Source organism: Streptomyces diastaticus subsp. diastaticus, from assembly GCF_011170125.1.
Classification (GTDB): domain Bacteria; phylum Actinomycetota; class Actinomycetes; order Streptomycetales; family Streptomycetaceae; genus Streptomyces; species Streptomyces diastaticus.
In genome coordinates, this window is record NZ_BLLN01000003.1 from 1,914,438 (window position 1) to 1,929,801 (window position 15,364).

Sequence of the window (15,364 nt, forward strand, 5' to 3'; positions counted from 1 at the left end):
TCTCGACGAGGGCCGGGGTTCTGGCACGGGACCGGTTGAGGGCCTGCCGGCCCGTGGGCAGCCCGGGCAGGAGGCGAAGGGCGGAGCTGGACACGTCGACGCCCGGCGGATGAACGGGCCCGCGAAGCCTCTGGTCGGATGGTTCTCCCGGTGGAGGACCCGTTCCTCAGGGTTTCCACCTGCCGGTGAGGCCGACTGCCGAGCCCGTCCGCCATGGTGGAGGGAGCAGTGAGCAGGCCACGGTGAGGAGGCGAGTGGTGATGTGGCGAGGCGGTCGGGAAGCGGTACGGCGGGGGACGGTGGATCCTCAGAAACGTGGACATGGAGGTCGCGGCCGGTGACGTCCTGGCGGTGGTCGGCGGCAACGGTTCGGGGAAGTCGACCTTGCGAGGTGCGGCCGGTTCGGGTGCGAGTCCGTCCCGCGGACGCCGGTGCTCCGGACGGACCGCACCGAACCCTCGTCTCCGTCTGCTCGGGTCCGCTGCCTACCGGCCCGACCGACGTCGTGCGGACAGGTGCTCCTGGAACCAGCGGTAGGAGTCCTTGGGCGTCCGCACCTGGGTGTCGTAGTCGACGTGGACCAGGCCGAACCGCGGCTCGTAGCCCAGGGCCCACTCGAAGTTGTCCAGCAGCGACCACGCGAAGTACCCCCGCACGTCGACGCCGTCCCCGATCGCCCGGGCCACCGCGGCGAGGTGGTCGCGGTGGTAGGCGACGCGCTGTGGGTCGCGGACCGCGCCGTCCGCGGCCGGACGGTCGTGGAAGGCGCAGCCGCTCTCGGTGATGTAGAGCGGCGGCAGCCGGTCGCCGTACCGCCGCGCGAACGTGGTCAGGATCTCGTGCAGTCCGTCGGGCACGACGGCCCAGTCCAGGCCGGTCGTGGGCACGTCGGGCAGGACACGGGGTTCGAACGGCAGGCCTTCGGGCAGGGCGGCGCCCTCCAGAGCGGGTGAGCTCGCGGACGCGGAGCCGGGGGTGCCGACGGGCACCGGCTGGTAGTAGTTCACCCCGAACCAGTCCAGTGGTGTGGAGATGATCTCCAGGTCCGCGGCGAGGGTGCCGTCGGCGTGGCCGGGCATCAGCGAGGCGAGCAGCTCGTCGGGGTAGGTGCCGCACAGGACCGGATCGGCGAAGAGCCAGTTGACCAGGGTGTCGTAGGACTCGGCGGCCTCCCGGTCGGCGTCGGATCCGGTCGCCGGCCAGGTGGGGGCGTGGTTGGAGGCGATGCCGATGTTGCCGACGCCGGCGGCGCGCAGTGCCTGCACGGTGAGGCCGTGGCCCAGGAGCAGGTGGTGGGCCACAGGCAGCGCGTCGAAGCCGAGAGCCAGGCCGGGGGCGTGGGTGCCGACCGCGTGCCCGAACATCGTGGCCACCACCGGCTCGTTGACCGGCATCCACATCCCGACCCGGTCGCCGAGCCGTTCGGCGACCACGGTGGCGTAGTCCGCCATGCGCTGAGCCGTCTCCCGCACCTGCCAGCCGCCTCGGTCCTGCAGCGCCTGGGGGAGGTCCCAGTGGTACAGGGTCGCCGCCGGAGTGACGCCGGCGGCCAGCAGGTCGTCGACGAGCCGGTCGTAGAAGTCCAGACCGGCGGCATTGACATGTCCCGCGCCGGACGGCATGACGCGCGGCCATGAGATCGAGAAGCGGTAGGAGTCCACTCCCAGCTCCCGTATCAAGGCGACGTCCTCCTTCGACCGGTGGTAGTGGTCGCAGGCGACCTCACCGGTCTCGCCGTTCCTGATCCTGCCGGGCTCGGCGCAGAACGTGTCCCAGATGGAGGGCCCCTTGCCCTCCTCGGCGGCGGCACCCTCGATCTGGTACGACGCCGTGGACACCCCGACGACGAAGTCCTCGGGCAGGCGGGGGAATCCGGTCATGGTCACACCTTTCGCGGCTGACGGTCAGAGACATCCTGGGTGGTGGCCCGGTAGGCGGGGACGGTGTCGGCGACGCGGCCGCCCACGACGAGGCGTGATGCGGACGGGTGCTCGCAGTCCGCACGGTTCGCAGGCCGGTGCCCGACCTGGTCGCCGCCCCGGCGCGCGGGGCACCTCCGGTGTCGTCCCGCCGGCCGGCGAAGGGGCAAGGCGCGCTGCGGGGCATCCGTGCCAGGTGCCGGGCGCGCGGGAGGGAGGTCAGCTCCGGGCGGCTCGGGGCACCCACGGTCAGCAGGTCGGTGGTGCGGGCGATGCCGCCGCCCCTGTCCGGGACGGGCGGCGCCGATGCCGGCGAGCCGCCCCTCGTAGGCCGTCACGCTCACGAGGTGCGGCCGGGGCCTGGCGACCGCCGCTCGCGCCTCGTCCCGTGCGGCGCGAGCGGTGTGTGCGGGGAAGGGCCGGGCGCCGACGCGCGCGCGGCCCCCGGCCGGCCACGGCCAGGCGCCGACCTCGACGCGGGCAGCCGGCGGGGCGCCGGTCGCGAGGCCGGCGAGGACCTCGTCGATCAGGCCGAGGTGCGCCGGGAAGCCGGCCAGGAGCGTCACGCGGGAAGCCGGCACCTCGCCCCGGGCGAGCCGGGCGACGGTCGTTGTGCCGACGGCGGGGCTGCCGACCGCCACGCCCTTCAACTCCGCGGCACGCCAGGGCACTTCGGGCAACGAGAACGCCGGTGCCCCGGACCGGCCGGGCCCGGCGGTGACCTCCTCGGCGCGGGCGGGAGCGACGGCCCGGTCCGGTGTGGCCGATGCGGTGCGGGCCCGGTTCTCCCAGCGCGTGGTCATCGCAGCCTCCGGCGGACGAGTCGGTCGGTGGCGCGACTATGGCAGCGGCCGGAAGTCGGGTCAACCGTCTTGGTCACGCGTCCAGGACACAGTCGAGGAGAATGGCACCTGACGCGGAGGGGCGCGCCCCGTGCCCCCCGTACACGAGTGAGGAGCCGATTCATGAGCCGGATGGCGGCGAGCGAACGACGCGGGCGGCTGGTCGACGCCGCGATCGCGGTCATGGTCAGGGAGGGGGTCTCGGCCGCCACGACCCGCGCGATCGTGGCCGAGGCGGACATGCCGCTGGGCTCCTTCCACTACTGCTTCCGTTCCAAGGAGGAGCTGCTGGTCGAGGTCATCGAGGTCATCACCAGCCACACGCTGGAGCGGGCGCTGTCGGAGGTGACCGGCCCCGGTGACCTGGAGGGGCGGCTGCGGCGCGGGATGCGCGCCTACTGGCAGCATGTGGTCGAGGAGCCGGGCCAGCACCGCCTCACCTACGAACTGACGCACTACGCGGCGCGGCAGTCCGGCCTGGCCGCCGTCGCGGAGCGGCAGTACCAGACCTACCTGGCGGCCAACACCCGCCTCATCGAGGCGCTCACCGACGACGACGGGAAGCGGCTGGAGTGGGACGCGCCGGTGCCCGTACTGGCGCGCTACGTCACGGCGGCGCTCGACGGCGTGACGCTGCTCTACCTCAACGAGGGGAACGCCGCCGCGGCCGGTGAGGCGCTCGAACTCGTCGCCCGACACGTGGCGGGGCTCGCGCGCCCGGCCTGAGCCAGGCGCTGGTGGCTCAACTGGGACTCTTGACCCGGACAGTTGACCAACTCTAGGGTGCGCTCCACCTCATGCCTCGGGAGAGCCCATGAAGAGAGCGCGTCCGGGTGGCACGGCCGCCCTTGTCCTGTCACTCGTCGCCGCACTTCTGCTCTCCGGCCTGGGTGCCGGCGGGGCCGGTGCCGCCGAGCGTCCCTGGTGGGAGCCGGTCGACCGGCCCGCCCCCGACTCTCGGATCGACGTGAGCGGCGAGCCGTTCACGGGCACCGACGCGAACGGCGACGTACGCGGATTCGTCGACACCCACAACCACCTGATGACCAACGAGGCCTTCGGCGGCAAGCTGGTCTGCGGCAAACCGTTCTCCGACAAGGGAGTCGCCGACGCCCTGAAGGACTGCCCCGAGCACTACCCCGACGGGGCCGGCGCGCTGCTGGAGAACCTCACCGTCGACCCTGACGGCCACCACGACCCCGTGGGCTGGCCGACGTTCGAGGACTGGCCCAGCTCGACCACGATGTCGCACCAGCAGAACTACTACGCCTGGCTGGAGCGCGCCTGGCGGGCCGGCCAGCGTGTCCTGGTCACGGACCTCACGTCCAACGGCGTCATCTGCTCGATCTACGTACGCGACCGGGGCTGTGACGAGATGGAGTCCGTCCGCCTGCAGGCCGAGAAGACCTACGAGATGCAGGACTACGTCGACAAGATGTTCGGCGGTTCCGGCAAGGGCTGGTTCCGGATCGTGAAGTCGCCCGAGCAGGCACGCCAGGTGGTCGAAGCGGGCAAGCTGGCCGTGGTCCTCGGGATGGAGACCTCCGAGCCGTTCGGCTGCAAGCAGGTCCTCGGTGTCGCCCAGTGCAGCAAGGCCGACATCGACAAGGGGCTCGACGAACTCGACGCGCTCGGCGTGAGCAGCATGTTCCTGTGCCACAAGTTCGACAACGCGCTGTGCGGGGTGCGCTTCGACGAGGGGACGACGGGCACCATCATCAACGTCGGCCAGTTCCTCTCCACCGGCACCTTCTGGCAGACCGAGAAGTGCACCGGGCCCCAGCACGACAACCCGATCGGCTCGGCCAGGGTGCCCGAGATCGAGGCCGAGCTGCCACGCGGGACCAGCGTGCCGGAGTACGACGAGAACGCCCAGTGCAACACCCGCGGGCTGACCCGGCTCGGTGAGTACGCCCTCAACGCGATGATGGACCGGGGCATGATGGTCGAGGTCGACCACATGAGCGTCAAGGCCGCGGGCCGGGCGATGGACATCATGGAGTCGGTGCGGTACCCGGGGATCGTCTCCAGCCACAGCTGGATGGACCGCGGCTGGACCGAGCGGCTGTACCGGATGGGCGGCTTCGTCGGCTCCTACGACATGGACTCGGAGGCGTTCGTCGAGGACACGGCGGCCACCGCCGACCTGCGCGAGAAGTACGGCGTCGGGCTCGGCTACGGGACCGACTTCAACGGACTGGGCAGCCACCCCGCGCCCCGCGGGGCCGACGCGCCCGACAAGGTCACCTACCCGTTCCGGTCCTATCCCCAGGGCCCGCTGGTGGACCGCCAGCACACCGGCGAGCGGGTGTGGGACGTCAACACCGACGGCGGCGCCCACGTCGGACTGATTCCGGACTGGATCGAGGATGTCCGCCATCTCGGCGGTGACCCGGTCGTCGACGAACTGCTGCACGGCGCGCAGTCCTACCTGGACACGTGGAAGGCCACCCGTACCTGGGACCGGCCGGCCGACCTGGCCCGGAGCGGTGCCGCGTCGGCCAGCAGCAGCGAGTTCTCACTCGTCACCAGCTACCGGCCCGACCGGGCCGTCGACGGGAACTCCGCCACCCGGTGGGCCAGCGACTGGAGCGACGACCAGTGGTGGTCGGTCGACCTGCGAAGCCCCCAGCCCGTCGGACGGGTGGTACTGGACTGGGAGAAGGCCCACGCCGCCGCCTACCGCGTCGAAGTGTCCGAGGACAACCGGAACTGGCGCACGGTGTGGCGGACCACGGAGGGGCGCGGCGGAGTGGAGACCGCCGTGTTCCCCCCGACGACCGCCCGGTACCTGCGCGTGCACGGCACCGGCCGGGCCACCGAGTACGGCTACTCGCTGTGGGAGGTGGCCGTCCACGCACGGTGAGTGCCGCCGCCTACGGTGCGTCCGGGCCCGGAAGGTCCCAGACGCACCGGAAGCCGGCGTTGGCGGCCGACGCGTCCTCCTCGTTGACCGACCGCGCGGCCACACGGTAGCGGTTGCACCAGGAGTCGTGGCACAGGAACGAACCGCCCTTGATCACCCGGCCGCCGCGCCACGCATCGGCACACCACTCCCACACGTTGCCGACGGTCTGGAAGAGGCCGAACCCGTTGGGAGCGTAGGTCGTGACCGGGGCGGTGCCGGCCCAGCCGTCGGCGGCTGGGCCGCGGTGGGGGAAGTCGCCCTGCCAGATGTTGCACCGGTGCTCCCCGCCGGGGCGCAGGTCGTCGCCCCACGGGTAGCGCGCGCCCTCGAGTCCGCCTCGGGCGGCGTACTCCCACTCCGCCTCGGTCGGCAGCCGGCCGCCGGCCCACGCGCACCAGGCCCGCGCGTCGCGCCAGGACAGGTGCACGGCGGGGTGGTCTTCGCGACCTGCCAGGCCGGACCCGGGGCCCTCGGGATGCCGCCAGCTCGCGCCGTGGACCGCGCACCACCACGGTGCCGACCGGACCCGGGGCGCGCGTGCCGCGACGGCGGGCGGCAGGTGCAGGTGGAAGACGTGGGACCAGCCGAAACGTTCGGCGTCGGAGACGTGCCCGGTCTCCTCGGCGAACGCCGCCCACTGGACGGTGGTGACCGTCGTCGCGGCGACGGCGAAGGGGCCGACCGTCACGGCACGGGCGGGCCCTTCCAGGTCCTCGGGATGGCCCAGCCCCTCGTCGCTGCCCATCCGGAAGGTGCCCCCGCAAAGCCGCACCGCGTGGTCCGGCGGCTCGGCGCCGTGGCCTGGAGCACGGTCGGGGTGGTCCACGGCGGCTGGTTCCACCGGCTCGGCCGCTTCCTCCCCGCCCTCACCGCCGCGCCCGGGTGAGCAGCAGGGGCCGCTCACAGTTCGGCCAGCTCGTCGGCGATCCGGTGGAGTGTGGCGGTGGGGATGAGTCCGACGGCCACGCCGGCGACGTCCAGCAGCCCCAACTCGAGCACCTCCCCGGGCAGTGGTCCGTCGACGAGGTCGCCCAGATGGGCCCGGAGGACCGAGACCGCGGCGGGCTCGGCCAGCAGCGTCGAGATCGGTGTGGTCACGTCGATCCTGGACCTGGGGAAGTCCTCGGCCCGCAGCGGTCGCCGGCGGCTGGTCTCCACCTGGCCGGCCTGCTCGCGGCAGAGCAGGTGCTCTTGGGCCAGCGGTCCGGTCGCCGGCAGCCCCATGCGCTCGAACTGCTCGGCGGGCGCCTCGCTCGCGACCATCAGGTCGCGCATCAGGGTGGCCATGCGCAACTCCTGCTCGTCGTCGATCACCGGGCGCCGCTGCCCCGGGTCGGTGCCGAGGTCGAAGAGCATCGAACCGAAGGCGTGAGGGTCGGTGTAGGCGGTGCCGGCCACCCGCAGCGGCGACACGCCCTTGGTGAACTTGAACGGAGGGGCGAGAGTGGCCTCGCGCAGGACCTCGACCGGCATCCGGCCGCGCATGAGGGTGGGCATCAGGGTGTACTCCGAGAGTGGCTGGTTGCCGGGCCGCGCCGGGGCGCGCAGATAGACCCAGCGGCCGTCGGTGACGTTGACGTGTCCACCGAAGATGCCGAACAGGCCGGCCTCACGGACGGGCGCGTCGCACGCGACGGTGTGCGCGAGGGCCGCGCCCTGCATATCAGGGGGCACGGGCTGTCCGAAGTAGTCGAGCAGGGTCGGGGCGAGGTCGATCGTCTGCACCAGCGAGGTGCGCCGCTCGTCGCTGCGGCGCGAGCGCGGGTCCCACACGAACAGCGGCAGGTGAATGGTCTCCTGGAAGTACGGCGGTGTGTTCTTGCCCCACCAGTCGTGCTCGCCGAGCAGGAAACCGTGGTCGGTGCCCACGATCAGCATCGTGTCGTCCCACATGGCGTGCTCGTCCATGGCGGCCAGCACCCGGCCCAGGCTGTGGTCGCACATGGTGAGCAGCGCCGAGTAGAGCGAGCGGGTGCGGTCGACGGTCTCCTGCGGCTCGCGGACCCGCACGTAGTCGGGCCAGTCCAGTTCGGGCCCGTCGTAGGCGGTGTCGTAGAGCTTCCGGTAGTCGTCGTAGGTGAAGAAGGGCTCGTGCGGGTCGAAGGTCTCGATCTGGAGGAACCAGTTGTCCTCGTCGGCGTTGGTGCGGATGAAGTGCAGCCCGGCGTCGAAGGTGCGTGTCTGCGGGTGCTCCGCCTCGCTGGTCATGTAGAGCCGGTTGACCCGGTCCTGCCGGCGCAGATCCCCGTTCGTCACCGTCGGCGCCTGGTTGTCGGGCACGGGCGGATCGGCGACGTGCCCTTCCACTCGTCGCCTTCCTGGCCCCGGAAGAACTCGAAGGTCCGGAACCGCGGATGGTAGGTCGCCCCGCCGTCGGCCCAGTAGTGCTGATGGTCGGTGACCAGGTGCGTGTAGACGCCGGCCCGGCTGAGCAGTTCGGGCATCGAGTCGTCGAACGGCTCCAGAGGGCCCCAGCCCCGGTGCAGGAAGTTGTGCCGCCCGGTGTGCAGTTCGCGACGGGCCGGCATACAGGGCATCGAGCCCCCGTACGCGTTGTCGAAGGTCACGCTGCGCCCGGCGAGATCGGCGAAGTGCGGGGCGACGACGTCCTTCGCCCCGTACGGGGGCAGGAACCGCCGGTTGAGTGTGTCGAAGAGCACGAAGATGGCGCGCATGTCAGGACACCGACCTTATCCGCGTCACCGACCAGGCGCCGAGCATCACGATCAGTGCGCTGGCGGCATAGAGGGCGCGGTAGTTCTCGTTGGTGAGGGTGAGGACCGTGAAGCCGACCACGGGCGCGATCGGCAGGTTCTGAGCGGCGTTGACCAGGCCCAGATCGCGGGCACGGGTGCGTTCGTCGGGCAGGACGTCGGTGGTGAGCACCTGGTCGACCGAGAGGAAGGCGCCGTACCCGACGCCGAGGAGGGCCGCGGCCAGCAGCGCCGCCTGCCACGTCGGTGAGACGGCCAGGCTCAGTGCCGCGGCGCTCTGCAGTACGGCGCTGACGAGCACCAGCGGCTTGCGCCGCGGCATACGGTCGGAGACCAGGCCCGCGGCGTACGTGGCGACCACGCAGAACAGCAGGTAGACGAGGGTGAGCGTGAGTGCCGCGCTCTCCGGGTCGGGCCGGTGGAGCACATCCTCGACGTAGTAGAGCAGATACGCCGTGCCGACCAGGTTGCCGGCGTTGACCAGCACTCGCGTGGTCATGGCCCAGTAGTAGTCCGGCGCCCGGCGCGGACGGGGCGGCGTCAGATCGTGCAGCAGGCTCCCGGCCGGTCCGGCCTGCGGGGACGGCGCCGGTTCGCCGACGCCGAGCAGGAAGGGCAGACAGCAGGCCAGGGCGAGCAGGGCGATCATCCACCACGCGGTGGGCACGTCGTCGATGACCTCGGTGACCAGCGCCATACCGCCCGCCAGCGCGATCACTTGAGGCACACCGAAGGCGGCCGAGGCCCGGCCGCGCTGGTTCACGGGCACCTGGTCGGCGATCATCGCGCTCAGGGCCACCAGAACGCAGGCTTGCCCGATCGCGACGAGCACGAGCAGGCCGCACACCACCGGCACCGAGTCGATCTGGCCGACGAGGGCGAAGGCGAGTGCGGCGAGAACGAACCCGCTCAGCGCCCACACGCGTCGACGCCCCCAGGCCAGGCGGGTGCGGTCGCAGAGGAAGCCCGCCAGAGGCACCGCCACGACGATGCTGACCAGCAGGACGCCCTGGAAGACGCTGGCCAGGCGGACCTTCTGATCCGGATCGATGGCGCGGGCCAACTGGGCGAGCATGACCTGACTGGGCAGCATCACCAGTAGCCAGAACCCGAGCCAGGCCAGTGCGAACAGCCACAGCCACGCCAGGGTGACAGCGGTGCCGGGCACCGAGGGGGCTGCTGCCGGACGCATCGGTTCCAGGGAGCCGGGCCGGGTCTTCGGACGGTGCGGTCACCGGCGCCTCCTGGTCCGAGCGGGTCCCGGGAGTTTAGGTGGCGCCCAAGGACTGGTCAATCGTCTTGGACGAGCGACCAATTGGCCGTTCGGAGGGTGGGGCGGAGGGCGACCGGAGAGCTTGCCGGAGACGGACCCGGGCGGGGCCTGACCGGGCCGCGGCCGCGCACCGCCCTCGGCGCCCGGCCTCAGGTTCGGCTCCACGCTCCGTTCCGGCGCGAGCCCTCACCCTCCGGGCCACGGAAGGCGACCGGAGAGCCCCCGGCGCCGCACGGCGCCGGGGGCTCTGTACGAGCTACCGCGAGCTAGGGACCGTACGTGCGCTTCGCGGTCACGGCCCGCCCGGGGAGGCGGCCTGTGCGGCGGGCCCAGACCTCGAAGGCGATGGTCATGAACGGGGGTATCGCTGCCAGCAGAGCGAGGATCGTCGTCCGGCCCAGCCGCCACTTCAGCCGGACCGCGACCAGGACGGTCAGGAGGACGTAGACGACGAAGGCGGCGCCGTGGAGGGTGCCGAAGATCCGCACGCCGAGTTCGGTGGTTTCGGGGACGTACTTGAAGTACATCCCCACCAGCAGACCTGCCCACGTGCACGCTTCGACGACCGCGATCCAGGTGAACGCGCGCAGCAGTCGCCCGGAGCCGCCTTCGGGCACCCGTGCGGCCGGCGCGTCGGCGGCAGGCGGTTCCGTGCGGGGCGCGGAAGGCGTCTGCGGGGTGCCGGGGCGGGAGGGCCACAGGGCGCGGTCGCCGAGCAGGCGGACGAGGGCGGGGACCAGGAGCGGGCGGATGAGGAAGGTGTCCAGCAGGATGCCGAAGGCCATGGCGAAGCCGAACTGGAACAGCTCGCGGATCGGCTGGGTCATCAGGACGGCGAAGGTCGCCGCGAGGATGAGGCCGGCGGAGGAGACGACGCCGCCGGTGCGGGTCAGGGCGGCGGTGACGGCCGCGGCCGGGGGACGGGTGCGCAGCTCCTGTTTGAACCGGCTCATGATGAAGATGTTGTAGTCGACGCCGAGTGCGATGAGGAAGATGAAGATGTACGCGGTGACGCGGTTGCCGATGCCTTCGTCGCCGAGGACCGTCACCGTGAAGAAGGTGGTGACGCCCAGGGTGGCCAGGAACGACAGGACGAGTGTCGCGACCAGGTAGAGCGGGGCGAGGACCGAGCGCAGCAGCAGCGCGAGGACCGCGGTCACGATGGCCAGGACCAGGAGCGCGATCAGGGTCGTGTCGTGGTCGAGGGCGGAGCGGATGTCGGCGTTCTGCGCGGTCTCCCCTCCGACCAGGACCGTGGCGTCCTGCACCCCGGCCGCGTCGGCCGCGGTGCGCGCGGCCTCCTGGAGTGGAGCGATCGCGTCGAGCGCCTCGGAGCTGTACGGGTCGAGGTCGAGCACGACGTCGTAGAAGACGGTTGTGCCGTCCTCGGCGAAGCGGGGATGCTCCCCGACCCGGCTCACATGGCCGGCGTCGGCGATGCCGGCGGCGATCTCGGCGGGTGCGGAGCCGGAGCGGAGGTCTTCGTGGGAGCGGACGACGACCGTGCTGGGGGCGATCTCGCCGGGCCCGAACTCTTCCTGGATGAGGTGCTGTCCGCGTTCCGACTCGGTGGCGGTCCTGAAGCCGCTGAGAGTGTTGAAGCTCTCCTGGTAGCCGAGCAGTCCCGCGCTCAGCACCACGAGCAGCGCGACCACCGCCGACGCCACCCGGACCGGCGCCTTGGCGACGAGCGCGGCGACGCGGTGCCAGACGCCCGCGCCGCGACCGCGCTCGGCGGCCTTGTCCACGCCGCCAGGCCAGAAGACGCCCCGCCCCAGCAGGAGGACCAGAGCGGGGATGAGGGTGAACGCCACCAGCGCCATGACGGCGACGCCGAGGGCGAGGTAAGGGCCGAAGCCGCGCAGCGCGGGGGAGGCGGCCACCAGCAGGGCGAACATGGCGAGCACGATGGTGGAGGCGCTGGCCAGGACTGATTCGGCCGTCCGGTGCACGGCCGTCCGCATCGCGCGCGCCCGGTCCGGCTCGTCGAGGAGCGCCTCGCGGTAGCGGACGGTGATGATCAGCGCGTAGTCCGTGCCCACCCCGAACAGCAGCACCGTCATGATCGAGGCGGTCTGGGAGCTGACCGTGATGAGTCCGGCGTCCGCGAGGAGGGCGCCGACGGTCTCCGCCACGCGCATCGCCACGCCCACGGCGACCAGCGGCACGAGCGCCATCAGGGGCGAGCGGTAGATCGCCAGGAGGATGACCAGGACGAGCAGGATGGTGGCGGCGAGCAGGATCCTGTCGCCGCCGCTGAAGACCTTCACGGTGTCGGTGGCGATCCCGGCGGGGCCGGTCACGGCGACCTCGGTGGGCCCCGCACGGTCGGACACGAGGGAACGTACCTTGTCGACCGCGTTCTGGAAGGACTCGTCCGAGGGGCTTCCGGTCATGGGGACGACGAGTAGCTGCGCACTGCGGTCGCGCGAAACGAGCTCGGCCGCGGCGTCGGGGGCGCTCACCGTGGAGATCACGCTCGCGACCTGGTCGGGCCGGGTGGACTCCGACAGGGCGGCGGTGATGCGGGTGACGGCCTGCTGGGCGCTCGCCGCGGCGTCGGCGCCCTCGCCGCGTACCACGACGATCGCCGGCGTCGCGTCCTGGCCCGGTAGCTGCGCGCGCACGAGGTCGCGGGCCTTCATGGAGTCGGAGGCCGCGGGCGGAAGGTTGGCGGAGGCGTTGTCCTCCACGGACTCCAGCGTCGGGGCGACCCCGGCGAGGAGACCCGCGATCAGGATCCAGAACGCCACCACCACGGCGGCGCGTTTCCTCGAACCCAGAAGACATCGGAGCAGGCGGGAGTTGGTCGGTTGCATCGGGGGCCTTCAGTCGGCTGCACGGACGGGGACACTTGGAGACAGGGTGTCTCCAAGTGTGGCCTCGAGTTAAGCACGACCTCTCGGCGCCCTGGGCGCAGGGGTAGATTGGCGCGGGACGGCGCAGTGCCCGAGGGGAAACGGAGAGCATGCCCAAGATCGAAGCCGGTAGCGTCCGTGAGCACCGGGCCCAGCGGCTCGCCCAGTTGATCGACGCGACCGAGGCGATCCTCGAAGAGGGCGGCGCGGAGACCCTCACCGCCGGGGCGGTCGCCGCCCGGGCCGGCATCGCCCGCAACAGCATCTACCGTTACGTCGACTCCGTCGAGGACCTGCTCGAACTCGTCGTGACCCGGGAGTTCCCCGCCTGGATCGACGCCGTGGAGCGGGCCATGGCGGCCGAGGCCACGCCCGAGGGCCAGGCGGCCGCCTACGTCCGGGCCAATCTCGAACAGGCCGCACGCGGCACCCACGGCTGGCGGGCCTCGCTCTCTCGCCGCTCGCTCTCCCCGACGGCACGGGAGCGCGTGAGGAACCTGCACACCTCGCTGCACGAGGCGCTCGACCGGGTGGTACGAGTCCTGGGCAAGCCGCAGCCCGAGCTGACCGTCGCCGTGCTCCAGGCCGTCGTCGACGCGTGCATCCGCAGGATCGACCAGGGCGACGAACTGGCGACCGTGTCCGAGTTCGCGGCGGGGGCCACGCGCCGGCTGCTCGCACCCGACGAATCCTGATCTCCCCGGCGGGCCGCGACGGTGACGGGTGGCAGCGCCCCGTGGCGCCGTCCGTCACGCGGCAGGGGCCCGCAAGAGATGCGCGCGCCGTCGGGGGAGGGCGCGGCGCGGGCTGTGGTCCTTGTCCCTGAACCAGCAGTGGTCCGGGGACCGCCCGCAGGCGGCGCCGGCTTCCCGCCGCCTCGACGTCGGCCGAGCCCCCGCACTCCAGGTCGTCGGCGACGGAGCGGTCCGATCGCCTGTGGAGCGCTTCGTCGAGGTGTGCCGGGAAGCCGGTCAGAGCTGCCGCGCGTTCGTCGTCGCGAACGTGTACGCGTGGGCCGAAGCGCGACCTGTCGGTGAGGGAGGCTCCCGGGGGCGCGGCCCCTCCTGGCGCTTCACGACCCTGGCGCGATTCGGCCGCGGTCGGCGCGGAAAACGTGCGGGCCGGGGTCCGGGGCTCGGTGCCGTGCCCCGGACCGGCCTTGAGGGCGCCGTGTGCGTCGGCCCCGGCCGGGAGCCGGCGACCTGGCCGGCCGGGGCTTCACGGGCCACTGGCCGTACCCGGCCGGGGAGTGCCTGGGTGATCACCGTGCGTTCGCGGGGCGCGAGCCGCCTCCCGGGCTTCGCGGCCCGCGATTCCCAGGGTTCGGCCGTGCCCGTGTCCTGCCGCGTCCGCCGCTGCGGAATATACCCCCGGGGGTAAGGTGTTAAGGTCGGTTGTATACCCCTGGGGGTAAGTGTTTCCTGTGGAAGGAGTGTCGAGATGTTCTTCGTTGACGTGATCGGGCTGGAGGGCCTGGGCAACCGCAGCTACCTCGCCGGCGGCGACTCGGAGGCGGTGGCGGTCGACCCGCCCCGGGACATCGACCAGGTGCTGACGGCGGCCGCACGGCGCGGGGTGCGCATCTCGCACGTCGTGGAGACCCATGTCCACAACGACTACCTCACGGGCGGCCTGGAGCTGGCGAGGATCACCGGAGCCGCCTACCTTGTCCCCGCGGACGCCAACGTCTCCTTCGCCCGGGTCCCGGTCTCCGACGGCGACACCGTCGACATCGACACGGGAGCCGGTCTCACCCTGACCGCCGTCGCCACCCCCGGGCACACGCCGCATCACACCGCCTACGTGCTGCGCGAAGCCGGGCGTCCGGTCGCCGCGTTCACGGGTGGCTCCCTGCTCATCGGCACGGTCGGCCGGCCCGACCTCGTCGAGCCCCGGCTGACCGAACAGCTGGCTCGTGCGCAGCACGCCTCCGCGCACCGCCTGGCCGACGCCCTGCCCGACGACACGGCGGTACTGCCCACTCACGGGTTCGGCAGCTTCTGCTCCTCGGCGCAGGCGGACGGCGACACCACGACGATCGGCAGGGAGAAGGCCGCGAACACGGCGCTCACCACGGACGTGGACACCTTTGTCGCCGAGCTGCTCGCCGGACTGGAGGACGTTCCCGCCTACTACGCCCACATGGGACCGGCCAACGCCGCCGGACCCGCTCCCGTGGACCTGACTCCGCCCGCGGTGGCCGATCCGCAGGAGATCGCCGCACGCCTGGCGGCGGGGGAGTGGGTGGTCGATCTGCGGAACCGGATCGCCTTCACCGAGGGGCATGTGGCCGGATCGTTCAACTTCGAGGCGGACGGCAAGCTCGCGACCTACCTCGCCTGGCTGATTCCGTGGGGCAAGCCCGTCACCCTGCTCGCCGAGAGTGCCGCACAACTGCACGCCGCCCAGCGTGAGCTGGTCAGGGTCGGTATCGACCGGCCGGCCGCCGCCGCGACCGGAGGCCCCGCCGCATGGCTTGCCGAGGGGGAGAGCCCGGCCACGTTCCCGCGGGCCACGTTCGCCCGGCTCGCGGCAGAGGATCTCGACGGGATCGTCGTGCTCGACGTACGCCGCGACTCCGAGCGGGCCGAGGGCTGGATCGAGGGCTCCGTCCACATCCCGATCCACCAGGTGCACAGCCGGCTCGGCGAGGTCCCCGAAGGCACGGTCTGGGTGCACTGCGCGGGCGGGATGCGCGCAGCCATCGCCGCCTCCCTGCTGGACGCCGCCGGACGCCGGGTCGTGGCCGTCGATGACGGTTTCGACGCCGCCGCCGACGCGGGGCTGACCGTTCTCACCGGCTGAAACGCCCAGCGTGACCTGACGGCACCCACGAGAGAAAGGCGATGC

11 protein-coding genes are annotated in these 15,364 nt (G+C 72.2%); 5 read left to right on the plus strand and 6 right to left on the minus strand.

Annotation, left to right across the window (positions count from 1 at the left end; all coding sequences use genetic code 11):
- The first annotated feature begins 315 nt into the window (after positions 1-315).
- Positions 316-537, plus strand: a complete 222-nt coding sequence (locus Sdia_RS30750) for an ATP-binding cassette domain-containing protein (protein WP_371874258.1) — start codon at positions 316-318, stop codon at positions 535-537.
- Here the strand turns inward: Sdia_RS30750 and Sdia_RS16435 are convergent.
- Positions 486-1,880, minus strand: a complete 1,395-nt coding sequence (locus tag Sdia_RS16435; RefSeq protein ID WP_100457079.1) for a GH1 family beta-glucosidase — start codon at positions 1,878-1,880, stop codon at positions 486-488. The genes Sdia_RS30750 and Sdia_RS16435 overlap by 52 nt on opposite strands.
- A 1,004-nt stretch (positions 1,881-2,884) precedes the next feature.
- On the opposite strand from Sdia_RS16435, the gene Sdia_RS16440 reads away from it, so the two are divergent.
- Both Sdia_RS16440 and Sdia_RS16445 read left to right on the plus strand, forming a co-directional pair.
- Positions 2,885-3,487 carry a TetR/AcrR family transcriptional regulator gene (locus Sdia_RS16440; RefSeq protein WP_100457080.1) on the plus strand — a complete coding sequence of 201 codons (603 nt, stop codon included), beginning with the start codon at positions 2,885-2,887 and terminating at the stop codon, positions 3,485-3,487.
- Positions 3,488-3,575: 88 nt separating this feature from the next.
- Positions 3,576-5,627: a galactose-binding domain-containing protein gene (locus Sdia_RS16445; protein WP_100457081.1), complete on the plus strand. Its 2,052-nt coding sequence runs from the start codon at positions 3,576-3,578 to the stop codon at positions 5,625-5,627.
- Between the two features lie 10 nt (positions 5,628-5,637).
- On the opposite strand, the gene Sdia_RS16450 is transcribed toward Sdia_RS16445, so the two are convergent.
- The 5 genes from Sdia_RS16450 to Sdia_RS16465 form a co-directional block, all read right to left on the minus strand.
- Positions 5,638-6,495, minus strand: coding sequence for a formylglycine-generating enzyme family protein (locus tag Sdia_RS16450; RefSeq protein ID WP_258565733.1), 858 nt, complete (start codon positions 6,493-6,495; stop codon positions 5,638-5,640).
- A gap of 74 nt (positions 6,496-6,569) precedes the next feature.
- Entirely contained in the window at positions 6,570-7,949 is a 1,380-nt protein-coding gene (locus tag Sdia_RS16455; RefSeq protein ID WP_262417691.1) for a sulfatase-like hydrolase/transferase, read from the minus strand.
- Complete coding sequence (locus Sdia_RS30185) at positions 7,922-8,344, minus strand: sulfatase-like hydrolase/transferase (protein ID WP_262417692.1); 423 nt, start codon at positions 8,342-8,344, stop codon at positions 7,922-7,924. The genes Sdia_RS16455 and Sdia_RS30185 overlap by 28 nt, the downstream gene beginning before the upstream one ends.
- Before the next feature lies 1 nt (position 8,345).
- Positions 8,346-9,575: an MFS transporter gene (locus Sdia_RS16460; protein ID WP_189500196.1), complete on the minus strand. Its 1,230-nt coding sequence runs from the start codon at positions 9,573-9,575 to the stop codon at positions 8,346-8,348.
- Between the two features lie 347 nt (positions 9,576-9,922).
- Positions 9,923-12,475, minus strand: coding sequence for an MMPL family transporter (locus tag Sdia_RS16465; protein WP_100457085.1), 2,553 nt, complete (start codon positions 12,473-12,475; stop codon positions 9,923-9,925).
- A gap of 149 nt (positions 12,476-12,624) precedes the next feature.
- Between Sdia_RS16465 and Sdia_RS16470 the strand changes: the two genes are divergently transcribed.
- On the plus strand, positions 12,625-13,209 hold the full coding sequence (locus Sdia_RS16470; protein WP_115069644.1) for a TetR/AcrR family transcriptional regulator: 585 nt from the start codon (positions 12,625-12,627) through the stop codon (positions 13,207-13,209).
- A gap of 745 nt (positions 13,210-13,954) precedes the next feature.
- Positions 13,955-15,319 (plus strand): MBL fold metallo-hydrolase, encoded by a 1,365-nt coding sequence (locus Sdia_RS16475; protein ID WP_189500197.1) that lies wholly within the window; start codon positions 13,955-13,957, stop codon positions 15,317-15,319.
- The last annotated feature ends 45 nt before the right edge of the window (positions 15,320-15,364 follow it).

What these genes read in the sequence shown, in the direction of transcription:
- Sdia_RS16435 (WP_100457079.1), bottom strand. Translation starts at nt 1,880, where the DNA reads ATGACCGGATTCCCCCGCCTGCCCGAGGACTTCGTCGTCGGGGTGTCC.
- Sdia_RS16440 (WP_100457080.1), top strand. Translation starts at nt 2,885, where the DNA reads ATGAGCCGGATGGCGGCGAGCGAACGACGCGGGCGGCTGGTCGACGCC.
- Sdia_RS16445 (WP_100457081.1), top strand. Translation starts at nt 3,576, where the DNA reads ATGAAGAGAGCGCGTCCGGGTGGCACGGCCGCCCTTGTCCTGTCACTC.
- Sdia_RS30185 (WP_262417692.1), bottom strand. Translation starts at nt 8,344, where the DNA reads ATGCGCGCCATCTTCGTGCTCTTCGACACACTCAACCGGCGGTTCCTG.
- Sdia_RS16460 (WP_189500196.1), bottom strand. Translation starts at nt 9,575, where the DNA reads ATGCGTCCGGCAGCAGCCCCCTCGGTGCCCGGCACCGCTGTCACCCTG.
- Sdia_RS16465 (WP_100457085.1), bottom strand. Translation starts at nt 12,475, where the DNA reads ATGCAACCGACCAACTCCCGCCTGCTCCGATGTCTTCTGGGTTCGAGG.
- Sdia_RS16470 (WP_115069644.1), top strand. Translation starts at nt 12,625, where the DNA reads ATGCCCAAGATCGAAGCCGGTAGCGTCCGTGAGCACCGGGCCCAGCGG.
- Sdia_RS16475 (WP_189500197.1), top strand. Translation starts at nt 13,955, where the DNA reads ATGTTCTTCGTTGACGTGATCGGGCTGGAGGGCCTGGGCAACCGCAGC.